The organism is Kitasatospora sp. NPDC054795, assembly GCF_053611565.1.
Genome location: NZ_JBSHAP010000066.1, coordinates 1 through 23368 on the forward strand (window position 1 = coordinate 1; position 23368 = coordinate 23368).

General features: G+C 74.9%; 19 protein-coding genes. 12 read left to right on the forward strand and 7 right to left on the reverse strand.

The features are described from left to right. Positions 1-205 precede the first annotated feature (205 nt). The 3 genes from ACWGJO_RS23340 (at position 206) to ACWGJO_RS23350 (ending at position 2497) form a co-directional block, all read left to right on the forward strand. A complete protein-coding gene (locus tag ACWGJO_RS23340; RefSeq protein ID WP_452186487.1) occupies positions 206-934 on the forward strand; it encodes a class I SAM-dependent methyltransferase in 729 nt (242 codons plus the stop codon). Positions 935-989: 55 nt separating this feature from the next. Continuing rightward, the gene (locus ACWGJO_RS23345) at positions 990-1778 is read left to right on the forward strand and encodes an SDR family NAD(P)-dependent oxidoreductase (protein ID WP_452186489.1); all 789 of its coding nucleotides are present in this window, start codon (positions 990-992) and stop codon (positions 1776-1778) included. Between the two features lie 113 nt (positions 1779-1891). Further along, positions 1892-2497, forward strand: a complete 606-nt coding sequence (locus tag ACWGJO_RS23350; RefSeq protein WP_452186491.1) for a TIGR03086 family metal-binding protein — start codon at positions 1892-1894, stop codon at positions 2495-2497. 123 nt (positions 2498-2620) lie between these two features. Here the strand turns inward: ACWGJO_RS23350 and ACWGJO_RS23355 are convergent, their stop codons facing one another. The 3 genes from ACWGJO_RS23355 to ACWGJO_RS23365 form a co-directional block, all read right to left on the reverse strand. Beyond that, positions 2621-3787 (reverse strand): alpha/beta hydrolase, encoded by a 1167-nt coding sequence (locus tag ACWGJO_RS23355; protein WP_452186493.1) that lies wholly within the window; start codon positions 3785-3787, stop codon positions 2621-2623. A gap of 167 nt (positions 3788-3954) precedes the next feature. Continuing rightward, a complete protein-coding gene (locus tag ACWGJO_RS23360; RefSeq protein ID WP_387693503.1) occupies positions 3955-4422 on the reverse strand; it encodes a (2Fe-2S)-binding protein in 468 nt (155 codons plus the stop codon). Between the two features lie 44 nt (positions 4423-4466). Next, on the reverse strand, positions 4467-6557 hold the full coding sequence (locus tag ACWGJO_RS23365) for a molybdopterin cofactor-binding domain-containing protein (RefSeq protein ID WP_452186495.1): 2091 nt from the start codon (positions 6555-6557) through the stop codon (positions 4467-4469). An 866-nt stretch (positions 6558-7423) separates the two neighbouring features. Here ACWGJO_RS23365 and ACWGJO_RS23370 point away from each other — a divergent pair. The 4 genes from ACWGJO_RS23370 (at position 7424) to ACWGJO_RS23385 (ending at position 11781) form a co-directional block, all read left to right on the forward strand. Next, positions 7424-8698, forward strand: a complete 1275-nt coding sequence (locus ACWGJO_RS23370) for an MFS transporter (RefSeq protein ID WP_452186496.1) — start codon at positions 7424-7426, stop codon at positions 8696-8698. A gap of 163 nt (positions 8699-8861) precedes the next feature. Continuing rightward, on the forward strand, positions 8862-9686 hold the full coding sequence (locus ACWGJO_RS23375) for a Mut7-C RNAse domain-containing protein (RefSeq protein WP_452186498.1): 825 nt from the start codon (positions 8862-8864) through the stop codon (positions 9684-9686). A 95-nt stretch (positions 9687-9781) separates the two neighbouring features. Next, positions 9782-9907 carry a hypothetical protein gene (locus ACWGJO_RS23380; protein WP_452186499.1) on the forward strand — a complete coding sequence of 42 codons (126 nt, stop codon included), beginning with the start codon at positions 9782-9784 and terminating at the stop codon, positions 9905-9907. Next, on the forward strand, positions 9904-11781 hold the full coding sequence (locus ACWGJO_RS23385) for a CocE/NonD family hydrolase (protein ID WP_452186500.1): 1878 nt from the start codon (positions 9904-9906) through the stop codon (positions 11779-11781). Before ACWGJO_RS23380 ends, ACWGJO_RS23385 begins: the two co-directional genes overlap by 4 nt. Positions 11782-11847: 66 nt before the next feature. On the opposite strand, the gene ACWGJO_RS23390 is transcribed toward ACWGJO_RS23385, so the two are convergent. Beyond that, positions 11848-12924 (reverse strand): restriction endonuclease, encoded by a 1077-nt coding sequence (locus tag ACWGJO_RS23390; RefSeq protein WP_452186501.1) that lies wholly within the window; start codon positions 12922-12924, stop codon positions 11848-11850. A gap of 298 nt (positions 12925-13222) precedes the next feature. Here ACWGJO_RS23390 and ACWGJO_RS23395 point away from each other — a divergent pair, with 298 nt between their 5' ends. Continuing rightward, entirely contained in the window at positions 13223-13723 is a 501-nt protein-coding gene (locus ACWGJO_RS23395; RefSeq protein ID WP_387693510.1) for an inorganic diphosphatase, read from the forward strand. A 51-nt stretch (positions 13724-13774) separates the two neighbouring features. Here the strand turns inward: ACWGJO_RS23395 and ACWGJO_RS23400 are convergent, their stop codons facing one another. Continuing rightward, positions 13775-15034 carry a pyroglutamyl peptidase gene (locus ACWGJO_RS23400; protein WP_452186502.1) on the reverse strand — a complete coding sequence of 420 codons (1260 nt, stop codon included), beginning with the start codon at positions 15032-15034 and terminating at the stop codon, positions 13775-13777. A 223-nt stretch (positions 15035-15257) separates the two neighbouring features. Here ACWGJO_RS23400 and ACWGJO_RS23405 point away from each other — a divergent pair, with 223 nt between their 5' ends. Next, on the forward strand, positions 15258-16340 hold the full coding sequence (locus ACWGJO_RS23405; protein ID WP_452186503.1) for a TerD family protein: 1083 nt from the start codon (positions 15258-15260) through the stop codon (positions 16338-16340). Between the two features lie 117 nt (positions 16341-16457). Next, on the forward strand, positions 16458-17072 hold the full coding sequence (locus ACWGJO_RS23410; RefSeq protein WP_452186505.1) for an SUKH-4 family immunity protein: 615 nt from the start codon (positions 16458-16460) through the stop codon (positions 17070-17072). Positions 17073-17225: 153 nt separating this feature from the next. On the opposite strand, the gene ACWGJO_RS23415 is transcribed toward ACWGJO_RS23410, so the two are convergent. Beyond that, positions 17226-17861 (reverse strand): TetR/AcrR family transcriptional regulator, encoded by a 636-nt coding sequence (locus ACWGJO_RS23415; protein WP_452186507.1) that lies wholly within the window; start codon positions 17859-17861, stop codon positions 17226-17228. A 117-nt stretch (positions 17862-17978) separates the two neighbouring features. Here ACWGJO_RS23415 and ACWGJO_RS23420 point away from each other — a divergent pair, with 117 nt between their 5' ends. Next, complete coding sequence (locus ACWGJO_RS23420) at positions 17979-19016, forward strand: aldo/keto reductase (protein ID WP_452186553.1); 1038 nt, start codon at positions 17979-17981, stop codon at positions 19014-19016. A gap of 140 nt (positions 19017-19156) precedes the next feature. Here the strand turns inward: ACWGJO_RS23420 and ACWGJO_RS23425 are convergent, their stop codons facing one another. Then, positions 19157-20125, reverse strand: a complete 969-nt coding sequence (locus ACWGJO_RS23425) for an NAD-dependent epimerase/dehydratase family protein (protein ID WP_452186509.1) — start codon at positions 20123-20125, stop codon at positions 19157-19159. Positions 20126-20508: 383 nt separating this feature from the next. Here ACWGJO_RS23425 and ACWGJO_RS23430 point away from each other — a divergent pair, with 383 nt between their 5' ends. Then, positions 20509-23292 (forward strand): SdrD B-like domain-containing protein, encoded by a 2784-nt coding sequence (locus tag ACWGJO_RS23430; RefSeq protein WP_452186511.1) that lies wholly within the window; start codon positions 20509-20511, stop codon positions 23290-23292. Positions 23293-23368: the final 76 nt, after the last annotated feature.

Here is a 23368-nt window from a genome sequence, read left to right on the forward strand (position 1 = left end):
CCCGGCGGGGGGGGACCGCCCCGAGGGTGTCTTGCCCCCGGGCCGGGGCGCCGCCCTCGCCGGGCGGGGCCGCCGCGGCCGGTTCCGGTGCGTTCGCGGGCCGTTAACGGCCCGTTACGGCCCGCTGCGAGCCCTGGCAGGCCCTTGCGGGGCCCCGTCCTCCGCGTGCGGTCGGCTGTCGCGCCCCCGCCGGTAGGGTCGGCCGATGATCCGACTGATCGACGACAGCGAGCTCACCGCCTCCCCGGTGGTGGCCAACAGCACGATGAACCGCGAGCGCGGGCTCACCGGGGTGAACAGCTACGCCCGCGAGCTCGGCTTCGACCCGCTCGCCTGGCTGGCGGAGCACGGGGGTGCGACGCCGGGGTGGCTGGACCTGTGCAGCGGCGAGGGCCGGGCGCTGCTGGCGGCGGCCCGGAGGCGGACCCCGGGTGCGGTCGTGGAGCTGACCGGTGTGGACCTGGTCGGCCCGCCGGCCCCGCCGCCGGACCTGGCGGAGCTGCCGCACCTGCGCCTGGTCACGGCGGCGGTGGCGGACTGGGAGCCGGAGCGGTCCTACGACCTGATCACCTGTGTGCACGGGCTGCACTACCTCGGTGACCAGCTCGGTGCGATCACCCGCGCCGCGTCCTGGCTGACCCCGGACGGCCGGTTCGCCGCGCACTTCGACCCGGAGTCGGTGCGCCGCCCGGACGGCTCCGGTGCGGCCCGCGCGGTGGTGGCGGCGCTGCGGTCGGCCGGCTTCGAGTACCGGGCGCGCCGGCACCTGCTGGTCCTGGACGGCGGGCGGAAGGTCGCGCTGCCCTTCGCCTACGCCGGAGCCGACCCGGCGGCCGGGCCCAACTGGACGGGTCAGCCGGCGGTCGGGTCGTACTACCACTGGCGGGCGTGTGCGCCGGGGTGCGGGGCGCCGCACGGAATTGTTGAACGTTGAACGCAACGTCCGAATACCGCCGGAGGTTTGAAGCCCGCCGGACCAGGATCGAGTCATGTCCGAGATCGGAACGAGGAGTTCTGGAGATATGACGATGAACGGTGCGACGGTGCTCGACGGCAAGGTGGCCCTGGTGACCGGCGGCAGCCGGGGGATCGGGGCGGCGGTCGCCCTGCGGCTGGCCGAGGACGGCGCCGACGTGGTGGTGACCTACCAGGGCGCTGCGGAGCGGGCCGAGGAGATCGCCGCGAAGATCACCGCGATGGGGCGGACCGGCTGGGCCGTACGGGCGGACAGCGCCGACCCGCAGGCGGTGGAGGGCGTGGTCGAGGCCGTCGTCGAGCGGTTCGGGAAGCTGGACGTCCTCGTGAACAACGCCGGGGTCGGCGTCCTCGGCCCGATCGGCGACCTCACCCTGGCGGACGTCGACCGGGTGCTGGAGGTGAACGTCCGGGCACCCTTCCTCTACGCCCGGGCGGCCTCCGCGCACTTGGCCGAGGGCGGACGGATCGTCACCGTCGGCAGCTGCATCGCCCAGCGCGTCGCCTTCCCCGGCGCCACGCTGTACGCGACCAGCAAGGCCGCGCTGATCGGCCTGACCAAGGCGCTGGCCCGGGAGCTCGGGCCGCGCGGGATCACCGCCAACCTGGTCCACCCGGGGCCGATCAACACCGACATGAACCCGGTCGACGGCCCGTCGGCGGAGTTCCAGCGCGGGCTCACCGCGCTCGGCCGCTTCGGCACCGGCGCGGACGTCGCCGCCGCCGTCGCCTACCTGGCGGGCGAGGACGGCCGGTACGTCACCGGCGCCGAGCTGGCGGTGGACGGCGGCTTCGCCGCCTGACGCACGGGACCCGGCGGCACGGTGTCGTGCCGGGCGGTTGTCTGCGCCCGCGCTTACGATCGCCCGGCACGACCCGTGCTCCCGCACCGGGACCCCGTACCGAGAGGTGTGCCATGACCGCAGCGGAAGACCCGATCGGGCTGCTCGCCCGGGCCCTCGCGCAGACCGCCGGGCTGATCGACGGCACCGGCGTCGAGCTGGCCGGCCACCCGACGCCCTGCCGCTCCTGGGACGTCGGCGACCTGATCAGCCACCTCCTGCACGACCTGCGGCAGTTCACCGTACGGGCGAAGGGCGGGCAGCCGGACTGGTCGCAGCCCTTCGAACGGGTCGAGGACGACTGGCTGCACGCCTTCGAGGCCGGGGCCGAGGAACTGGTCGACGCCTGGCGCGCGGCCGGCGACCTCGGCGGCACCCTGGAGATCCCCGGCTTCGGCGCCCTGCCGGCCCGCTTCCCGGTCGACCAGCAGACCGCCGAATTCGCCGTCCACGGCTGGGACCTGGCCCACGCCACCGGCCAGTCCACCGAGGGCCTGGACCACGAGGTCGCGCTCGCCGCGCTCGCCTGGGCCGGCGGTGCGCTCAAGCCCGAGTACCGCGGCGCGGAGGAGGAGCGGCACGCCTTCGGCCCCGCCGTCGCCGTCCCCGACGACGCCCCGGCGTACGACCGGCTCGCCGCCTTCTTCGGCCGCGACCCGGCGGCGGGCCCGATGAGTTAGGCAGGGCCTGTCTTCGGACCCCCGGCTGCGGGGAGGCGCGCCACCGGCCCGGCGGCCGGGAGGTGTTCCCGGCTGCGCCGTGCGATGCGCGCACCCCGGCGCCGCACCCCGGCGCCGGAGTGCCTACGAGTGGCTCCAGCGGAACTCGATCTCCGGGTGGCGCGGGGACGGGGCGTCGAGGAGCGGGGCGGGGCGGCCGCGGAGGAAGTGGTCGGCGAAGGCCCGGACGTAGGTGCGGGTGAGCGCCGTGGCGCGGGCGGGGGCGATGGTGCCGAGCAGCCTGGTGTAGACCTCGGGGGGCAGGTGGGCCGGGAGGTTGCCGGGGACGGCGGCGTGCGGCAGGTCGGTGAAAGTGAGGTGGCCCGCGCCCAGGGTGCGCAGTTGGCGGCCCCAGGAGCGGTGGTGCTCGCGCCAGCGCTGCCAGGTGTCGTGGTCGTCGATCGAGGTGAGCAGCAGGAACGGCCGGTCCAGCCCGAGCTCCGGGACGGGGGAGCCGAACAGGCCGCCGTCGAGGTCGAGGCCGATCCGGAAGCGCGGGTCCAGGCGCAGTGCCTCGGCGGCCGCGGCTCCGCCCATGGAGTGGCCGAGCACGCCGATCCGTTCCTCGTCGACCCGGAACGGCAGTCGGCCGTCGGTCAGTTCATCGGTGACGAAGCGCAGGTCGCCGACCCGCGCGGCGATCTCCTTGCGCTCGGCGGCGTCCCAGTCCGGCGGGTCCTCCGGCAGGACGCTGCGCACCAGCCGGCCGTCCGGGAACTCGACGGCGGCGGCGTCGTAGGTGTGGTCGACGGCCGCGACGAGGTAGCCGTGCGCGGCCAACTCCTCGGCCAGCGCGGTGCAGTTGCTGCGTCCGCCCGTGCGGCCGTGGCCGAGCAGCAGCAGGGGGAGCGGGCCGGGGTGGGCGGGTGCGCCGGCGCGGGCGGTGGGGCGGACCAGGTCGAGGGTGCCCGGGTCCAGCGGCAGGATCTGTTCGATCGCGGCCGCGACCCGGGGAGTGGTGTAGGGCACGCGGGGCCGGCCGGCGGTGCCGCGCGCCGGGTACCAGAACTGCACCATCAGCTCGCGCGGGCCGGGGGTGGGTGCGAACGGGTCGGGTCGGTCGTGGTCCACCAGGTGCAGGCTCGTGGTGCCGACCGGCCGGCCGACGGTGGGCGCGGGCAGGTCGATGGTGCGCGGCGGCGCGGGCAGGTCGACGGTCCGCGGCGGGGCGGCGAGGGCGGGCCCGGCGGGCAGCAGGGCGGCGGAGCCTCCCAGGCCCGCGAGGGCGAGCAGTGAACGGCGCCTGATCATGCGTCATCCTTGCCGGCTCGGCGACGTGGTCCGGCAAGCCTAGGTGCTCCGGGCCGGCCGGGCCAGGGGCCGCGGGGTGCCGGTCGGCCCACGGCGGTTCAGGGCAGTTCAGGGCAGTTCAGGGCGGTTCGGGGCGGTTCGGGGCGGTTCAAGCCGACTCGGGCGGCTCAGGGCTTGGCGGCCTGCCGCGCGGCGGCCTGCTTGATCGCCTCACGGATGCGCGGGTAGGTGCCGCAGCGGCAGACGTTCTGGATCCGGTCGATGTCCGCGTCCGTCGGGTTCGGGGTGCGGCGCAGCAGGGCGACGGCGGTCATGATCTGGCCGGGCTGGCAGAAGCCGCACTGGGCGACGTCGCAGGCGAGCCAGGCCTCCTGGACGGGGTGGAGGACCTCGCCGTCGGCCAGGCCCTCGATGGTGGTGACGGTGCGGCCCCCGCAGTCCTTGACGGACCGGGTGCAGGGCTGGAACTCCTCGCCGTCCAGGTGGCTGGTGCAGGCGCGGCAGACGCCCACCCCGCAGCCGTACTTGGGGCCGGTGACGCCGAGCTTGTCGCGCAGGACCCAGAGCAGCGGCATGTCGTCCGGGGCCTCGACGCTGACGGGCCGCCCGTTGAGGACGAAGGTGTGGGTGGGCATGGGGAGTCGGGATTCCTCAGCAGGTGGTCGGATGGTGCCGGAGGTCAGAATTCGATCGGGAAGGAGCGGGGGCTGGTGCCGGTCGCGCGGGCATAGGCGTTGGCGACGGCGGCCGAGGCGGCCGGGACGCCCAACTCACCCGCGCCGCCGGGCGGTCCGCTCGGCGGCATCAGGTGGACCTCGACCACCGGCGGGGTGTGCCGCTGCCGGGCGTAGTGGAAGTCGCCGTAACTTCCTTCCCGGAAGGCCCCGTTGTCCAGGTGGTTGCCGGCCTGCAGGATCACCGAGATGCCGTCGACCAGCGCGCCGGTCAGCTGGGCCTCCAGGCCCTTGGGGTTGATCACCCGGCCGACGTCGGCGACGACGACGGCCTTGGTCACCCGGGGGTTGGCGCGGTCGGTGGCGTCCAGCTCGACCAGGTACCCGGCGCTGGCGCTGTGCTCGTCGTGGTAGCCGATGCCCTGGGCGTGGCCGGGAGGCATCGGGCGGCCCCAGTTGCCGCGCTTGGCGAGCTCGTCCAGCACCGCCCGCCCGGCGGCGCTGCGCATCCGGTCGCGGCGGAAGCCCAGCTCGTCCTGGCCCATCCGGCGGGCGAGTTCGTCCATCATGATCTCGTCGGTGACCCGGACGGTGCCCGAGTAGACCGAGCGCCAGCTTCCGGTGTTCAGCTCCAGCGGCACCTCGGCGAGCAGCTGGGTGGGCACTCCGACGTCGTACGGGATCTTCTCGGTGAGCAGGAAGAACAGTTCGGAGGCGGTGAGCCCGGCCAGCGGGAGGTTGTAGCCGGCGGCGGTGAGCATGTCGCCGAGGCCGTGTCCGAGGTCGGTCCGGACGCCGGCCACGTGGTGCTCCCAGCTGAACACCTGGCCGAGGCCGTAGGTGGCCCGGACGACGTGGTGGCTGGCCGGGCGCACCCGGCCGTGGCGCATGTCGTCGTTGCGGGTCCACATCAGCTTGACCGGGCGGCCGGCGGCCTTGGAGACCTGGGCGGCCTCCAGGGCGGCGTCGAAGAACAGCCGGCGGCCGAACGAGCCGCCGCCGCGCACCACGTGGACGGTGACGGCGTTCTCCGGCAGGCCGAGTTCGGCGGCGATGGTGCCCTGGGCGAGGATCGGGCTCTGCGAGGCGAACCACAGCTCGGCGCGGTTCGGCCGGACGTCGGCGACGGCGGTGAGCACCTCCATCGGGGCGTGGTTGACGAAGGCGAAGTCGAACTCCGCCTGCACCCGGTGGGAGAGCAGCGGCGGCGGGAGCGAGGGCAGGTGGGCGGCGCGCAGCCGGGACCGGACGTCGGCGTCGGACAGGCCCGCGACCGGGCCCGGGTTCCAGGTGGTGCGCAGCGCGTCGCGGGCCTTGAGCGCCTGGTCGAAGGTCTCGGCGAGGACGGCGACGCCGGTCGGGATCGGCACCACGCCGAGCACCCCGGGCATGGCGCGGGCGGCGGAGGCGTCCAGGGACTTGAGGGTGCCGTTGACGGTGGTCGGCCGGGCGACCACGGTGGGCACGGCGCCCGGGATCTGGAGGTCCCCGGCGTACTTGGCGCGGCCGGTGACGATGTCGCGGGCGTCGATCCGGCCGGTCGGCCTGCCCACCAGGCGCAGCTGGTCGGGGGTCTTGGGGACGGCCGGGACGGCGGGTACGGCGACTTTGGCCGCCTCGGCGGCGAGGTCGCCGTAGCCGAGTCGGCGGCCGTCGGGGGCGAGGACGGCGGAGTCGGCGGTGCGCAGGGTGGCCGCGGGAACGTTCCAGCGCCTGGCGGCGGCGGTCACCAGCCGGGCGCGGGCGGCGGCGGCCGCGGCGCGCACCGGGTCGTAGAGCGAGCGGATCGAGTTGGAGCCGCCGGTCAGCTGGTTGAAGAGCAGTTCGGGGCGGGAGTCGCAGAGCGGGACGTCGACGTCGGAGAGGCGGGCGTCGAGCTCCTCGGCGACGATCATGGCGATCGAGGTGGTGAGGCCCTGGCCGACCTCCAGCCGGGGCAGGTGCAGCGCGGCCCGGCCGGCGGGGGTGACTTCGAGGACCAGCAGGTGCGCGGTCGGCAGACCGGCGATGATCATCGCGTCGCCGAGGTCGACGATGTCGGGGATGCCGGGCAGGCCGATCAGCTGATGGGGGAGGGCGGTCTCCCGGACGGGCACGGCGGCCGAGGCGGGCCGCGGGACGGGGGTCGGGGCGGCGGCCCGTGCGGGGGCGGGCGCGGCGGCGTCGAGGCCGAGACCGGCGGCGACGGTGAGGGTGGGCGCGGCCAGCAGGTAGGTGAGGAAGCGCCGGCGGCGGGTGGCCCCGTTCGGGGCCGCGGTGTCCGGGGCGGTGGGGACGGTGGGGCCGGTGGGGGTATCCGGGGAGGTCGGGGCGGTCGGGGCGGCGGCGGGGCCCGGGCCGCCGGGGAGGGCGCGGGTGTGCGGGTGGTCGGTGCCGCCGGGTCGGCTGGGGGAGTCCGAGGGGGCGGTGGAGGTGCTGATGGGGGGCCACCCTTCGAGCCGGGGACGGCGACGGGAACGGGCGGGCGGCGTGGCCCCGGCCCGGTGCCGGATCGCGAACGCCGTTGAGCATAAAAGGGCGCTACTGACGGGTCAACACGGTCAAAGTTGGCCCCTGGTCTGCCCGATCGCGGTTTCGCGGCGGGCGGCCGGAGTGGATTCGGAGCGGGTACGGACGGCGCTTCGGAGGCGCGGGCGAGGCCGGGGCGAGCTCGCCCTGAAGGGCTCGGAGGCGCCAACTGGCGCCTCTCGCACGCGGGTTCAGGGGTCGGTCGGCGGTGCGGCGGCGCGACGGATTGGCCCAGGGAATTCCTTGATCACTGGACCGTTCCACTGGGCCGGTTTTTCTCTAGAGTGGGGGCGCGCCGGCACCGGCGGTCGCGGAGATCGGCTCCGCGTGCCGCCCGTCCGGCGGTCGCGGGCAGGGGTGACGGTCCGTGAAGACGTTTACGCAGGTGGACGCGTGTGGGTGACCGCCCGGATGCGTCCGGCGGGTGACACCCGCGCATCGGAGAAGGAGGAGCATGCCGACCCACCGAGCCGCCCGTTGGGACGCCCTGCCGCCCGCCGGGCCCCAGCGGACCCTCGCGGCCGCCCAGTTGGCCGCCGCCGTGGGCGACGGTGCCTACTACACCTGCTCCGCGCTCTACTTCACCCGGGTCGTCGGGATGTCGCCGACCGCCCTCGGGCTCGGCCTCACCCTCGCCTGGGCACTCGGCTCCGTCGCCGGCGTCCCGCTCGGCCACCTCGCCGACCGGCGCGGCCCGCGCCGCACCTCGGTGGCGCTCGCACTCGGCACGGCGGCCGTGGTCGCCGCCTTCCTGGTGATCCGCTCCTACCCGCTGTTCCTGCTCGCGGTCTGCCTCTACGCCACCGCGCAGTCCGGCCTGACAGCCGCCCGCCAGGCGCTGGTCGCCGCCCTGGTGCCACCCGCGCAGCGCACCGCCCTGCTCGCCCACATCCAGTCGACCCTCAACGGCGGACTGGCCGTTGGAGCGGCGATCGGCGGCATCGCGCTCAGCGTCGGCACCCGCGCCGCCTACCTTTCGGCCTTCGCCGTCACCGCGTTCGGCTTCCTGCTCAGCGCGCTGGTCCTGCGGCGGCTGCCCGAGGCCCCGGCCCCGGCGGGGCCGTCGGACGCGGGGCCGCGGCTCGCCGTGCTGCGCGACCGCCGGTACGCCGCCGTCACCGCGGTCAACGCCGTCCTGCTGCTGCGGATGCCCCTGCTCAGCCTGATCATCCCGCTCTGGATCGCCGCGCGCGCCCCCGGGATCGGCTGGCTCGGCTCGGCGCTGTTCGTGCTCAACACCCTCGCGGTGCTGGCCTTCCAGGTCCGGGCGGCACGCGGCATCACCGGACTGGACCCGGCCGCCCGGGCGGTCCGCTCCGCCGGGCTGCTGCTGCTCGGCTCCTGCGCCGTCTTCGGGCTGTCCGCGCTGGACGTGCCGGTCTGGGCGGTCGGCGCGCTGCTGGTCGCCGCCTCCGTCCTGCAGGTGGCCGGGGAGATGAAGCAGTCGGCCGGCAGCTGGCAGATCGCCTTCGACCTCGCCCCGGCCGGGCGGATCGGCCAGTACCAGGGCTTCTTCGGCACCGGCGTCGCCGTCGCCCGCACCCTCGGGCCGCTGCTGCTCACCACGCTGCTGCTGGACGGGGGCCTGGCCGGCTGGCTGGTCCTCGGCGGAGTGTTCCTCGCGGCGGGGTACGCGATGGGCCCGGTCGCCCGCTGGGCGGCGCGGGACCGCGGCCCCGCGGTGCCACCGCCGTCACCGGTGGCCGCGGGCGCGTCGCCGGGGGCCTGACGGCGAACGCCGCGGTGGCGGGCCCCGTCCGGGGGACGTCGGGTCGGGGGCCGACCCGGGAAGCCGCGACGGCGGGCCCGACCCGGAAGGCCGCGACGGCGGGCCCGGGAGCGGACCGGAAACCCGGTGGCCCCGGCCCGCCGCCCGCTGGCATGCTGGCCGCGTGGACCGACCTCAGATCCGGCTCGACTTCGCCCCCGAGCTGCACCTCTTCGTCTCCGCGCCCCGGCGGGCCGGCCGCACCGCGCTGCGCACCGACGGCAGCTCCACCCTCGGCCACGTCGTCGAGTCGTTGGGCGTCCCGCTCACCGAGGTCGGCGGCCTGCTGGTGGACGGCCGGGCCGTGCCCGACACCCACGTGCCGGCCGACGGCGAGGAGATCGCCGTCCTGGCCGTGGCCAGGCCGCAGCCCGTGCCCGGCCCGGCGCGCTTCCTGCTGGACGTCCACCTCGGCACCCTCGCCCGGCGGCTGCGCCTGCTCGGTGTCGACGCCGCGTACGAGAACCCCGACATCGGCGACGCCGCCCTGGCCGCCCGCTCGGCCGCCGAACAGCGGATCATGCTCTCCCGCGACCGCGGACTGCTGCGCCGGCGCGAACTGTGGGCCGGCGCCTACGTCTACAGCCACCGCCCCGCCGAGCAACTGCGCGACGTGCTCTCCCGCTTCGCGCCGCCGCTCGCCCCCTGGAGCCGCTGCACCACCTGCAACGGCACCCTGCACCCGGCCACCAAGACCTCGGTGCGCGAGCAGCTGCGGGACGGCACCGAGCGCTCCTACGACGCCTTCGCCCAGTGCGCCGACTGCGGCCAGGCCTACTGGCGCGGCGCCCACCACGCCCGGCTGGAGGCGATCGTCACCGAGGCGGTGCGCGACTTCGGCGACGGCCCGGCGGGCGGACCCTCCCAGGACTCCGGACACGTTCAGGACTCCGGACACGTCCAGGACTCCGGGGAGGGTCAGGGCCGCATCGGGGTCGTCTCAGGGTAGGACGCTCTGGTGGACGGCCGGGCGCGCGTGGTCCCATCGACGGTGGGGGACGGGACCACGCTACTCGCTCGTACGAGAGAGGCCAGGTCGTCGCAATGAGCAATCAGGCAGGTCGGCAGCCCTTCCACAGCGCGGACGCCGGGGACGCCGCCGCGGTGACGGTCCCGGACGGCGCCGAGGTACGCCCGGAGGAAGGCCCCCGGAAGGCGACCGTCCGATGAGGCGGGGGATACCGCGCCGCCCGCTGGCGGCGCTGGTCGCGGCTGCCGCCGCACTCGGACTCTCGGTCGTCCCGGCGGCCGCCGCCGGGCCCGACGCGGGGGCCGGCGGGCCCGCCGAGCCGCATCTGCGGTCGCGCTACGTGACCATGCCGGACGGGGTCCGCCTCGCCGTCGACGTCTACCTGCCCGAGGGCACCCGGGCCGGCGCCCACCTGCCCACCATCCTGGTCACCCAGCGCTACTGGCGGGCCCGGGTCCGGGCCGGCCAACCCGGCGGCACCAGCGGCGAGGCCGAGCGGTGGACCGCCCGCGGCTACGCCTTCGTGACCGCCGACCTGCGCGGCACCGGAGCCTCCTTCGGCACCCTCACCTCCGAACTCGGCGCCGACGTGACCGCCGACAGCGGCCCGCTCAGCGACTGGATCGCCGCCCAGCCCTGGTCCAACGGCCGGGTCGGCACCACCGGCATCTCCTACGGCGGCGACACCGCGATGCTCGCCACCTCCCTCGGCAACCACCACATCACCGCCGCCGCCCCCATCTCCTACGACTTCGACCCGTACGAGGACCTGGTGCGCCCCGGCGGCGTGCTCATCGAACCGCGGATCGCCCAGTACGCGCTGCTGCTGCGCATCCTCGACGGGGCCGGCGGCACCACCTGCGAGACCGACGAGCAGACCCGCAGGCTCTGCGTGGACGTCGGCCTCACCGGCTTCCAGCCCCGGCCGGTCGACGGGCCCGACGGCCCGGCCCTGCTCGCCGCCGCGCGCGCCGAGCACACGAACAACGCCAACCTCGTCGAGATGGCGCACACCGGCGTCCACCGCGACTACCGGGACGGCCCGAAGAGCTGGACGGTCGGCAGCGTCGGCGAGCGGACCGACGCCGTCGAGGCCGGCCGGGTGCCCGTCCTCACCCGCGCCGGCTGGCTCGACGCGGGCACCGCCAACGGGGTGCTCTCCCAGTTCACCGGCCTGTCCAACACCCAGGACGACTGGATCGGCCCGTGGAACCACGGCGCCGGCTGGCTCGCCGACCCGTTCCAGCCCGCCCGCCCGCTCACCGCGCGGGAACACGAGGAGAACGACCGGCGCGTGGTCGACTTCTTCGACCGCTACGTCCGGGGGAACGCCCGCCCCGACGGACGCCGGCAGGTGCACTACTACACCTTCAACGAGGGCGTCTGGCGCACCACCACCCGCTGGCCGGTGCCCGGTACCCGCACCCAGCGGTTCCCCCTCGGCGCGGGTGGCACCCTCGGCGGCCTGGCGGACGACCGCCGCGGCGGCTCCGACCTGCTGCGCCTCGACCCGACCGCGGGCACCGGCCCGCTGGACCGCTGGAACACCAACCTCAGCGGAGACGAGGTCAGTTACCCCGACCGCGCCGCCGTCGACGCCAAACTGCTCAGCTACACCACCGCACCGCTGACCGCCGACACCCGGGTCACCGGCAACGGCAAGGTCGCCCTCGACGTCACCGGACTGGCCGGCTCGGCGCGCGGCGCCCTGCACGTCTACCTGGAGGACGTCGCCCCGGACGGCCGGGTGACCTATCTGACGGAGGGTCAACTGGCCCTGACCGAGCGGGCGGTGGCCGATCGCGACGACAACCCGGACTGGCGCCGGCTGCGCACCCCGCGCAGCTACGCGGCCGAGGACGCCGAGGACTTCCCGCAGGGCCGCGCCCAGCGCGTCACCATCGACCTCCAGCCCGTCTCGGTGCTGTTCCGGCCCGGAGACCGGATCAGGCTCACCGTCGCCGCCGCCAACCCCGACTCCTTCCAGCTCCTCCCCGCCGACGGGCAGGCGGGCTACCGGATCGGCTGGGGCGGCGACCGGGGGTCGGTGCTGGAACTGCCCATCGTGAGCTGAGAGTTGCGACGAGACGACGAGAGTCGAACTGCGGGGCACCCGGTGGCGGCCGGGTGCCCCGCGCCGTCACGCGTCCACGACCTCCAGCCCGTACGCGGTCACGGCCTGGCGCAGCCCACCCGGGTACCCGGCGAGCGCCGGGGTGAACTCCCAGTCCCCGGAGGGATCGCGGTCGAACCGGCCGAGCCGCATCGCGGTGTTGGTCTCCGCGCCGTCCGCCAGGTGCACCACGGCCGCGTCCTGCCCGGAGCCCGCCTCCAGGATCAGCGCCGGCCCGGCGAATCCGCCCATGGTGGCCCCGGGGTGGTTCTCGGTGTCGGCGGCGGCGATGACGACCAGCCGGTCGACCTCGGCGGGCAGCGCGTCGAAGTCGACCATCAGGCAGGCGTTCGCGTCTCCGTAGCCGGTCACCAGCCGCACCGAACCGTCGGGCGTCGAGCCGTTGTTGTAGAAGACCAGGTGGTCGTCGGAGAGCGCCGCGTTACCCGTGCAGACCAACGCGGCGATGTCGTACTCCTCCTCCCCGGTCCAGTGCAGGAGCAGCCGGGAGGGCTCGGTGGCCACCTCGATCGCGGGCAGGCCGTCCAGGGCGCCGGCCGTGGCGGAGGCCTCGTCCTGGGCGTCCGCGAACACCTCGTCGAAGCCGTGGTGCCTGAGCAGCCCGACCAGTTCGGAGCCGTTGATCAGGCTGATCGGCTTGCCCGCGACGAACTGGTGCGAGCTGGGGCCGAACTTGCTGGTGGTGACCAGGACGGCCTTGGTCGCGTCCCGGTCGTGCCGCAGCGTCCCGTACAGGTCCCGCACCGCGGAGGGCGTCACCGTGTCCCGGTACCGCTTCACCTGCACGATGACGTTGCCGCCCCGGAACGGGTCCGGGTCGATGCCGCGGACGTCCACGCCGCCGTCCCGCGACCGGGCGGTGAGCTCGACCTTCATGCCCATCGCCTCCATCAGCCGGCCGATGAGGCCCTCGAACTCGACCGGGTCCATCGCCAGCAGGAGTTGGAGTTCGCGGACGCGCCTGGCCATCCGGCCGCGGTTGGCGTTGGTGTCGTCGCGGAGGTGACGGAACAGCGCGCGCTGGGCGCGGCGTTCGTCGGCGTCGGGGTTGCTGAGGCGGTGGAGCTTCCGGCTCCGGGACATGGGCGTGCCCCCTCTTGCGTGGTGACGGTTGTTGCAGGCGTCACGGTAGGGGAATCGTGGACGAAGAACTGTCGGGCCGTCGGTTCCGCCGCACAATCGAGACCTGGGCCGATACGGGCCGCTGCGGCGGGTGCGGGTGCGGGTGCGGCTGGGGGTGCGTGTGTGGGTGGCGCGGGTGCCCGTCCGGGGCGGGGGGCGTTCGCGCCGGGGGGTGGCGGCGCCGGTCGAACGGCGGGGGTGCTTTCGATGGCCGTCCGGACGGCGGACAATTCCCCCAGGAGCCGAGGAGGAGGCCGCGGTGGAGTTCGAGGTCATGATCGAGATCCCGCAGGGGTCGCGGAACAAGTACGTGATGGACTTCGCGGCGGGCCGGATCCGCCTGGACCGCACCCTCTTCACGGCCACCCGCTACCCGGCCGACTACGGCTTCGTCGAGGGCACCCTCGGCGGCGACGGCGAACCGCTGGACGCCCTGGTGCTCGGCGGCGAGCCGGCCGTCCCCGGCTGCGTGCGGACCTGCCGGGCGGTGGCCATGTGGGTGATGCGCGACGAGCGCGGCCCGGACCAGAAGGTGCTCTGCGTCCCGTCCCGCGACCCGCGCTACGCGGACCTGCGGGACATCGACGACCTGCGCGGGTTCGACCTGCTGGAGATCACCCACTTCTTCCTGGTCTACAAGGACCTGGAGCGCGGCAAGTCCGTCGAGGGCTCGCACTGGGCGGGGCGCGACGCCGCCTACGCCGAGATCGCCGAGTCGCGCGCCCGCGCGGTGGGCACCCGCTTCGCCGACCCGGTCTGAACGGGCGTCCGGGGGCGGGCCGGTGCGCCGGCGCCCGCCCCGGACGGTCCGTCAGAGCCGGGCGGCGCTCAGGATCGCCCGCACCTCGTCGCCGATCGCGGTCTCGTTCCGCTCGAACTCCGGTGCGGTGAGCAGGTTCGGGTCGGCCGGCAGGCCGGTCAGGACCGGGGTGTGCAGATGGCCGCCGGGCAGGCCCGGGGCGAGGATCGTGCGCAGCCGGTTGGAGCGGTAGGCGACTTCGTTGGAGAGGTACCCGCCGCCGCCACCGGAGACCGCGCGGGAACCGGGGGTGGGGCCGTCCGGCCGGAACACGGGGGCGGTGGCGCCCGCCGGGATCTCGGTGACGAAGGTGTTGAGCAGTACCGGGTAGGGCTGCTGGACGGCCCTCATGGCGTCGGTCGGCAGGGTGGTGCGGACGAACTGCGGCCCGGGGGCCAGCCCCGGGGCGTCCACCGGGTGCTGGGTGGTGCCGCCGGAGAGCGCGGCGGCGTTGTCGGTCGCCGGGTCGGCGGAGCGGGCGCGCCCGGCCCACTCCTCCAGGGTGAACTTGCCCGGGTAGCCCTGGCTGATGCTGGTGATCAGGTCGGCGGACTGCCGGCCCGGCCGCAGGTGCGGGGCGAAGGCGCGCTCCACGATGCCCCCGTCGAAGTCCCCGTAGCGCACGGGCAGCACGACCGCCCGGACCTCCGCGGTGCTGCCGTCGGCGAGCGTGATCCGCTGCCCGTGCAACTGCAGGACGGCCGAGCCGGAGGGGTTGGCGCGGCGCGGCTCGGTGTCCAGGCCGAACGGGTCGAAGCCGCTGACGAAGATCCGCCGGACGCCGCGGGCGGAGTCGAAGCCGTCGTTCAGGCCGCGCGAGGCGTCCTCGAAACGGGACCGCAGCGCGGCGTGGTCGACGCCGAACCGGGGCTGCCAGCGGGCGAGCTGGACGGTCATGGCGAGTCTGGTCCAGTACAGCGGGCGGTCGTCCCGGGCGGGCAGTTCGCCGCTCGGCCGCCGGCCCTGGGCGCGGTCCAGGCCGGCCTGCCAGAGGGTCCGGCCCCAGGCGGTCACCACCCGCTCGGCCTGCCGGGCGTTGCGGGCCTCGCACAGGGCGGAAGGGAAGCCCCCGGGCAGCTCGCCCAGGCCGGAGCGCTCGGTGAAGCCGGTCGTGCGGGCGTCCTGGAGGCGGGCCTGCTCGGCGTCCAGCGGCACCGTGGCGGAGGTGCGGCAGCCGGCCGGGGCGGCCTGGGCGGCGGCCGGGGCCAGCAGGGCGGCGAGCGTTCCGGTGAGCGCGGCGGCCAGTCCGGCGGCGCGGCGTAGATATGTCATGTCCGCTGACAATAGGTCCGGACCTGACGGCCCGCCAGAGCGCCGCCCCGGCGTCCCCCGCTGCCGGGACGGCTGCCGCCGGGGCGGCCGGACGGTGTTCCGCCGCTGGTGGGGCGCTGTTCCGGCCTTGACGGAAAACTGATGGTTCGACCGGGAACCGAGCCAACTTCTACAGCGTTGTCGTGGTCGAACAGCGGTACTCGTACGGTGGTGGAGGAGTTCCATGAGCGTGGCCCTGACGAAGGGCGGCAACGTCTCCCTGGGCAAGCAGGCCCCCGGGCTGAGGGTGGTCCGGGTGGGCCTCGGCTGGACGGCCGGAGCCGGGTACGACCTGGACGCCAGCGCGCTGCTCTGCGGGGCGGACGGGAAGGTCGCCTCGGACCAGCACTTCGTCTTCTTCAACAACCTGCAGAGCCCGGACGGCTCGGTCCGGCACCGGGGCGGGTCCGGCGGCGGCTCCGACCGCGAGCAGATCGAGGTCCGGCTCGAGGAGGTCTCCGCCGGAGTGGAGAAGATCGTCTTCGCGGTGGCGATCTACGACGCGGCGCAGCGGCGGCAGTCCTTCGGGCAGGTCCGCGGCGCCCACATCCGGGTCGTCGACGCGGACACCGGCGCCGAGGTGGCCCGGTACGACGTGGCGCCGGAGGCCGGCAGCGAGACGGCGATGGTGTTCGGCGAGCTGTACCGGCACGGCGCGGACTGGAAGTTCCGTGCGGTCGGGCAGGGGTACGCCGCGGGGCTCGCGGGCATCGCCGCCGACTTCGGCGTGGACGTCCTGCAGCCGGCGCCCGCCGCCGCGCCCGCCCCGGTGAAGCCGCCCGTAGCGCTGCCCGTGCCGCCCGCAGCGCTGCCCGCGCCGCCGGTAGCGGCCGCGGTGCCGGCCGTGCTGCCCGCCGCCGTACCCGCCGTTCCGACGACCCCGCCAGGACCAGGGAGTTCCCCCGTGACGTGTTTCTTCGACCCCTCGCACGGCGCCGGCACCACGGCGGTGTACTGGTCGCCGCAGTGGGGCGTGCCGCGCCAGATCGAGGCCTGTGTGGCTTGCGCCCAGCGGGTGCAGACCAACGTGCCGCCGTTCTACACCCCGCAGCCGGCCGGCTACCCGCAGCCGGTCCCGCAGCCGGTCCAGCAGGGCCAGCCGCAGGTGCCCGGCCAGCAGGCCCAGGGCGGGCGTCGCTTCGGCACCGGTGCGCTGATCGGTGCCGGCGCGGCCGGCCTGGTCGGCGGAGCGCTGCTGAACGAGGCCTTCGACGACGACCCGCAGGTCGTCGTCAACAACTACTACGAGGACGACGGCTTCTTCTAGGCCGTCGGGCCGGAGCCCCGGAAGGGCCGTCGGGGAGCGCCCCCCGGCGGCCCCCGCTGTCGGAGCGGTGCGCTTGAATGGCGCCGGAGTACCGTTCCGACCGGGGGAGACGCACCGATGACCACGACCGACGCCGAGCTGACGGCCGCCGTCCGGAACCCCGGCGCGGCCTGGCTGGAGTCCTGCTTCGGCCCCGGCACGCTGTGGCGGCCCGAGCCCGCGGCGCTGCCCGAGCGGCTGACGTCGGAGGAGGCCCGGGCGTTCCTGAGCGAGGTCGGCGTGCCGGCCGTCGAACTGGAATTCCTCGGCTTCGACGCCACGAAGCTGCCCGGGCGCGGGATGTGGGAGGCGGACCTGGACGAGCTGTTCGGCGAGCGCACGCCGGACGACGACACCCCGCCGAGCAACTGGGGGTACTGCGTCGGCAGGTTCGACGACCAGCACCTGATGGTGGCCGGCGACACCGGCGCCGTGCGGATCTACGACCCGAACGGCTGGGACCACGGGAGCGGCTACGGCGGCCGGGCGGCCGACTCGCTGCCCGGGGTGATCGGCGCGCTGGCGCTGCTGGCCCGCCTGGAGGGCCGGATCCGCGGTGGGGACGCCAGGGCCGCACTGGACGAGTTCTCCGCGCGTGTGGCCGCGGCGGGGCAGGGGCCGGACGAGTCGGACCTCTGGGTGGGCCTGCTGGAGAACCTGCGCGAGGAGTACGAGGACCTGGACGAGGGCTGACGCCCCGGGGCGTTCCCGGCCCTTCCTGCGCTCTCCCGGCCTCCTCCGGGCCCACCTCGGCCCACCCGGGCCCGACGGCCGCACAACGCTTCGGCGCTGTGCGGCCGTTCGCGTCCCCGGGGACCGGCCGTTCGCGTCCGGGGCGTACCGGCCCTACGCGTCCCGGCGCCGGTACGCCCCGGCCCGGGCCGCCGCCTCGGCGGCCTCCGCCGCACGGTCGGCGGACGCCTCGTCCAGCGGCTCCGCGGTGGTGAGCATCCGGTAGTAGAGCGGCGCCGAGACCGCCCGCACGACCTCGCACCCGTCGGTGTCCGGCGGGAGCTCGCCGCGCTCGACGGACGCGGTGACGCACGGCGCCCACTCCTCGACCCGGCGCCGGTAGAAGTGCCGCAGGGCCTCGGCCGCGTCCGGGTCGCAGGTCGCCGCCACGAGGACGGCGCGGAAGAGCGCGCCCTGCCGCGGGTCGGCCAGGGTGCGCTGGACGAGCCGGGCGTTGGCCCGCAGGTCCCCGGCGAGGGAGCCGCTGTCGGTGCGCGGCAGCGACTGCTCGGCCATGTCCGCGAGCAGGTCCGCGACCAGGGCGGTGGTGCTGCCCCAGCGGCGGTAGACGGTGGTGCGTCCGACCTCGGCCCGCTGGGCGATGTCGCCGAGGTCGAGGCCGCCGAAGCCGTGCTCGACCAGGGCGTCCTCGGCGGCGCGCAGGACGGCGGCGCGGACCCGGGCGGTCCGGCCGCCGGGGCGGACCGTGCCGGGTGTGGAGGGCTCGGGCGTGGAGGGCTCGACGGCCATTAACGGGATTCCTGTTCCATTAGAAGTCCGGGGTCTGCTAGGTTCAGGGCATCCTAACGGAACGGGAGTCCCATTAGGGGCTCCGAGGGGAGAACCGTCATGACCATCGCCACCGACATGGAGTACCGCCGGCTCGGCGCGTCCGGGCTCAAGGTGCCCGCGCTCAGCCTCGGCACCGGCACCTTCGGCGGCCGCGGCCCGCTGTTCGGCGCCTGGGGCACCACCGACGTCCAGGAGGCCCGTCGGCTGCTCGACATCGCCATCGACGCCGGTGTCACCCTCTTCGACACCGCCGACGTCTACTCCGACGGCGCCTCCGAGGAGGTGCTCGGCCAGGCGATCCGCGGCCGCCGCGACCAGGTGCTGATCTCCACCAAGGCCGGACTGCCCACCGGCGACGGCCCGCAGGACGCCGGCACCTCCCGCGCCCGGCTGCTGCGGAGCGTGGACGACGCGCTGCGCCGCCTCGGCACCGACCACCTGGACCTCTTCCAGCTGCACGCCTACGACGCCGGCACCCCGATCGAGGAAGTGCTCGCGACCCTGGAGGACCTGGTCCGGGCCGGCAAGATCCGTTACACCGGCGTCTCCAACTTCTCCGGCTGGCAGCTGATGAAGTCCCTCGCCCTCGCCGACCGGCACGGCCGCCCCCGGTACGCCGCCCACCAGGTCTACTACTCGCTCGTCGGCCGCGACTACGAGTGGGAGCTGATGCCGCTCGCCCGGGAGGAGGGCGTGGGCGCCCTGGTCTGGAGCCCGCTCGGCTGGGGCCGGCTCACCGGGAGGATCCGCCGCGGGCAGCCGCTCCCGGACGGCAGCCGGCTGCACGACACCGCCGACTACGGCCCGCCGGTGGAGGACGAGCTGCTGTACCGGGTGGTCGACGCACTGGACGAGGTCGCCGCCGAGACCGGCCGCACCGTCCCCCAGGTGGCGATCAACTGGCTGCTGCGCCGTCCGACCGTCTCCTCGGTCATCATCGGAGCCCGCAACGAGGAGCAGCTGCGCCAGAACCTCGGCGCGGTCGGCTGGGCGCTGACGGAGGACCAGGTGGCCCGGCTGGACGCGGCGAGCGCGCGCACCGCGCCGTACCCGTACTTCCCGTACCGCCGGCAGGAGGCCTTCGCCCGGCTCAACCCGCCCGTCGCGGGCTGAGCGGCGTCGCGGGCCGGGGCGGCCTGCGGCCGGGCGGCGGGGCTCCGCGTGGGCCCCGGCCCGGGAGATGTCCGGGCCGGGGCCGGACCGGCTGCTGCGGGGCGGCGGTCGGCCCGCGCCGGTGGCCGGTGGGGAGGTGGCTACCGCCGGTGCCAGGCGTCGAGCAGCTCGGCCTCCCGGGCGGGGTCGAGGGTGCCCGGTACGTGTTCGAACGGCTGGATGTCCCGGGCGCTGTCGGCCACCGGGCGGAGAGTCAGCCCGGTGGCGAGGGCGGCGGCCGGATCGGCGGTGCTGGTGGCGCGGATCTCCGGGGCGGCGGGCCACAGCGGCAGGGCGCGCTCCGGGACGCCGGCGGTGCGCAGGAAGTCCTCGGACACCCAGGTGAGGCTGGTGCCGGGCGGGGCGACCGCCGAGGCGACGGCGTCGAGCAGGTCCCCCAGGCCGAACGGCGGGGGAGTGGCGGCGTGGTAGGCGCCGGAGGCGCCCCGCTCCAGCAGGGCGAGCATCCAGGCGGCGAGGTCGCGGACGTCGACGACCTGGAGCGGGGCGTCCGGCCGGCCCGGGGCGAGCACCTCGCCACCCCGGGTGAGGCGCTCCACCCAGTAGTCGAAGCGGTGGGTGTAGTCCCGGGGGCCGATCACGTACGTCGGGCGGACCAGCAGCGTCTGCGGACCGAAGGACTCCCGGGCGGTGCGCTCGCACTGGACCTTGAGGACGCCGTAGCTCTCGACGGTGACCTCCGCGGCCTCCGGGCCGTCGGCGGGAAGCAGCGGGGAGTCCTCGGCGAAACCCGGGGCGGCCGGGACGTCGTACACCGAGAGCGAGGAGACCAGGAGGTAGCGCCCGGCCGCGCCGGGATCGAGTGCTGCGGCCAACTCCCGCACCTGGCGCGGGAAGTAGGCGCAGAGGTCGACGGTGGCGTCCCAGCTGCGGCCGCGCAGCGCGGACAGGTCGGCGTCGCGGTCGGCGATCAGGTGGGTGGCGTCCGGGAGCAGCCCGGCGCCGGAGCGGCCGCGGTGCAGTACCGTGACCTCGTGCCCGGCGGCCAGCGCCGCCTCGGCGAAGTGGAGACCGATGAAGCGGGTGCCGCCGATGACCAGAATGCGCATTCGGCCATCGTGCCAGTCCGCCCCGCACCGGGGCCAATCGGTGCGCGAGTGTTGCTTAAGTTGTGTGTGGGGCGGGTGAGTCGGGGCCGGTGGGCGGGGTTCCGGCGGGAAGCGTGTTCGACGGTCAACGGCGTGGGACGGTGACGATCGTCGGCGGCGGGCCGTGGCGGGCCGGTTGTCGCTGGTCAACAGCGTGCGGGTGGGAGTGAGCCGCACGACGGTGACGGCCTCGTAACGTCTGATGCCGGGTCAAAGTTCCTGGTTCCTTGGCGAACTTATGCGAAGTCCCTTTAAGCTCCCGTTAACAATGGCGGCTTTCCGCCACTCCCGGATGCTCGTTCCCGGGATCGGGCGGCAGGCCCAACTTCACGATGAGAGCAGGGATGACGACGACGAGTGAACGAACCGCCGGTGCCGCGCGCGGCACCGGCGGGCGGCGGACGGGCCCACCCGGCCGCCGTGCCGCGGGCCTTCGCACCGCGGGCGGCGCGGTGACGCTGGCCGTCCTGGCCGGTTCCTGGTCCCTGGCGGCGGCCCCTCCGGCCTTCCCCCAGACCGGCGACGGCACGGTGGCGGTCCATGTGATCCGGGCCGTGGACACCGACGGTGTGTGGACGCCCGGGCTGGAATCGGGCATGGCGGGCGTGAAGGTGACGCTCACCGACGAGGCCGGGGCCTCCGTCGAGGGCACCACCGCGGCGGACGGCACGGTGACGCTGGCACCGGCCGCGAGCAAGCTGACCGGCGGCAAGTACCGGGTCCAGGTGGTGAATCCGAAGCCGGGCGTGCTCTATCCGGCCTTCGCCTCCCGCGAGGGCCTGGACGGCGGGGCGAACAAGCTGAGCTCCAACGAGGAGTTCGTCGACCTCTCCGGCGGCAAGAAGGTGGAGATCACCACGGGGCTCTGGAGCCCGGGTGACTACTGCCAGAAGAACGCGCCGCTGGTGTCGACCTGTCAGAACCCGCCCCAGGACGGGGACGCCCAGCACACGCTGGTGTCCTTCCCGTACGAATCCCGCGGAACGGCCGGTACCGGCTTCACCCTGACCGACGTGGCCACGGCCGGGCAGACCGGCAACCTCTACGGCATCGCCTGGAACAAGGCCGACCGGCGGGTGTTCTCCTCGGCCCAGGCCAAGCGGACCACCGGCTACGGTTCCGGCGGCCCGGGCGGGATCTACGTCACCGACTGGGCGACGAAGAAGACCACGCTGTTCGCCACCGTCCCGGACGCGGGCACCACCCCGCACAGCCCGGGCAACGACGACGGATTCCTGGCCGCGGTCGGCAAGGAGAGCCTCGGCGGCATCAAGATCACCGACGACGGCAAGGACCTGTTCGTCGTCAACCTGCACGACCGCAAGCTCTACCGCTACGACGCCACCGCGGCGACGGCGGCCACGCCCAAGGCCGCCTACGCCATCCCGGACCCGGGCTGCCCGGCGCCGGGGGACTGGCGTCCGTACGGCCTCGGCATCCAGGACGGCACCGGCTTCCTCGGTGGCGTCTGCTCGGGCGAGTCCACCGGCAAGGCCTCGGACCTGCGCGCCGTGGTGCTGCCGTTCGACCTGTCCACCGGCGCGTTCAAGCCGGCCGTGCTGAACCAGCCGCTCGACTACCCGCGCGGCACCACGGTCGGCGGCCCGTGCCCGGGCACGAGCTGGTTCCCGTGGCAGGACACCTTCCCGACCACCCAGAACGGCCAGGCCTGCGGGGCCAACTACCTGGCCAACCCCGAGCCGGCGGTGGCCGAGATCGCCTTCGAGACCGACGGCTCGATGCTGCTCGCCTTCCGGGACCGCTTCGGCGACCAGTCAGCGGCCAGTCCGACGGGCAGCGCGATGTCCAAGGTGCTGCCCGGCGGTGACCTCCTCAAGGCCTGCCTGGAGAACGGCACGTACGTGCTGGACACCAACCTGGGTTGCGGGTCCAAGACCCGGGGCCAGCGGTTCTTCGACAACGCCCGGATCGGCCACAACAACCCCGCCAACGCCGGGATGGCGTTCTCGAAGGTCGAGGACTCCATCGTGGCCTCGGGCTACGACAGCGACAGCCAGGCCTTCGGTTACGGCAGCGCCTTCCAGAAGCGCGACGGCAAGGCGGACGGCGGCGTGCGGCTCAACACGGGCCCGGGCATCCCGCCGTTCGGCAAGGGCGCCGCGATGGGCGACCTGGAGGTGCTCTGCGACCAGGCGCCGCTCCAGATCGGCAACCGGGTCTGGTACGACCCCGAGCGCAGCGGCCTCCAACTGCCGGGCCAGAAGCCGGTGCCCGGTGCCACCGTCCACCTGTACGACGAGTCGGGGAAGCTCGTCGGTACGACCAAGACGACCAAGCGCGGCGAGTACTACTTCGACGACAGCAACGTCGAGGGCGGCCTCAAGCCGAGGACCAAGTACACGATCAAGCTGGACAACCCGGCGGACTACGCCAAGGACGGCCCCCTCTTCCAGTGGGTGCCGACCGACCACGACGTCGGTGACAACCACTTCATCGACTCCAAGGGCATCGTTCCGAAGGACGGCAGGTTCCCGGAGCGGGCGCTGACCACCGGCGGCCCCGGCGAGAACGACCACACCTACGACTTCGGCTTCCGGCTGCAGGAGGGTGCGCTGCGCCTGGTCAAGCACGACCAGGACGGCAAGCCGCTGGCCGGCGCCAAGTTCCAGCTGTGGCACGAGACCAACGGGACCGACGGGCTCCAGCCGACCGGCGACAAGCCCGACGCCAAGACCGACACCAAGGTCGGCGAGCCCTGCACGACCGGGGCCGACGGCATCTGCCAGGGCACCGGGGTGCCGGGGACGTACTACTGGCAGGAGCTGAGCCCGCCGGACGGCTACGCGGCGCCGGAGGTCACCGTCTTCGGCCCGCTGAAGCTCACCTCGGCCAACCTCGACGCCGGTGTGGAGGTGACGGCCGTCAACAAGCTGATCCCCACTCCGACGCCGACCCCGACGCCCACCCCGACCGAGACGCCGACCCCGGCACCGACGTCGGCGGCTCCGGTGCCCCCGGCCCCGGTGCCCCCGGTGTCCGGGCACCTGCCCAACACCGGTGCGGGTGAAGGGATGCCGATCGTGTTGACCAGCGCGGCGGCGCTGATCGCCCTCGGCACCGCCACGGTGCTGATGGCCCGCAGGCGCAAGGCCGCCCGGCGCGGCTAGCCTCGCGCGGGGTACGTGAAGGGGGCCCGGCAGCGGGCCCGATCGGGCGGGTTCGTGGGACCGTTGGTCCCCCGGG

Excerpts from the sequence above, each read along its gene's own strand:
- ACWGJO_RS23340 (WP_452186487.1), top strand. The coding sequence starts at position 206 with ATGATCCGACTGATCGACGACAGCGAGCTCACCGCCTCCCCGGTGGTG.
- ACWGJO_RS23425 (WP_452186509.1), bottom strand. The coding sequence starts at position 20,125 with ATGCGCATTCTGGTCATCGGCGGCACCCGCTTCATCGGTCTCCACTTC.
- ACWGJO_RS23380 (WP_452186499.1), top strand. The coding sequence starts at position 9,782 with ATGAGCAATCAGGCAGGTCGGCAGCCCTTCCACAGCGCGGACGCCGGG.
- ACWGJO_RS23350 (WP_452186491.1), top strand. The coding sequence starts at position 1,892 with ATGACCGCAGCGGAAGACCCGATCGGGCTGCTCGCCCGGGCCCTCGCG.
- ACWGJO_RS23430 (WP_452186511.1), top strand. The coding sequence starts at position 20,509 with ATGACGACGACGAGTGAACGAACCGCCGGTGCCGCGCGCGGCACCGGC.
- ACWGJO_RS23405 (WP_452186503.1), top strand. The coding sequence starts at position 15,258 with ATGAGCGTGGCCCTGACGAAGGGCGGCAACGTCTCCCTGGGCAAGCAG.
- ACWGJO_RS23370 (WP_452186496.1), top strand. The coding sequence starts at position 7,424 with ATGCCGACCCACCGAGCCGCCCGTTGGGACGCCCTGCCGCCCGCCGGG.
- ACWGJO_RS23415 (WP_452186507.1), bottom strand. The coding sequence starts at position 17,861 with ATGGCCGTCGAGCCCTCCACGCCCGAGCCCTCCACACCCGGCACGGTC.
- ACWGJO_RS23410 (WP_452186505.1), top strand. The coding sequence starts at position 16,458 with ATGACCACGACCGACGCCGAGCTGACGGCCGCCGTCCGGAACCCCGGC.
- ACWGJO_RS23400 (WP_452186502.1), bottom strand. The coding sequence starts at position 15,034 with ATGACATATCTACGCCGCGCCGCCGGACTGGCCGCCGCGCTCACCGGA.
- ACWGJO_RS23420 (WP_452186553.1), top strand. The coding sequence starts at position 17,979 with ATGGAGTACCGCCGGCTCGGCGCGTCCGGGCTCAAGGTGCCCGCGCTC.
- ACWGJO_RS23345 (WP_452186489.1), top strand. The coding sequence starts at position 990 with ATGTCCGAGATCGGAACGAGGAGTTCTGGAGATATGACGATGAACGGT.
- ACWGJO_RS23385 (WP_452186500.1), top strand. The coding sequence starts at position 9,904 with ATGAGGCGGGGGATACCGCGCCGCCCGCTGGCGGCGCTGGTCGCGGCT.
- ACWGJO_RS23360 (WP_387693503.1), bottom strand. The coding sequence starts at position 4,422 with ATGCCCACCCACACCTTCGTCCTCAACGGGCGGCCCGTCAGCGTCGAG.
- ACWGJO_RS23355 (WP_452186493.1), bottom strand. The coding sequence starts at position 3,787 with ATGATCAGGCGCCGTTCACTGCTCGCCCTCGCGGGCCTGGGAGGCTCC.
- ACWGJO_RS23390 (WP_452186501.1), bottom strand. The coding sequence starts at position 12,924 with ATGTCCCGGAGCCGGAAGCTCCACCGCCTCAGCAACCCCGACGCCGAC.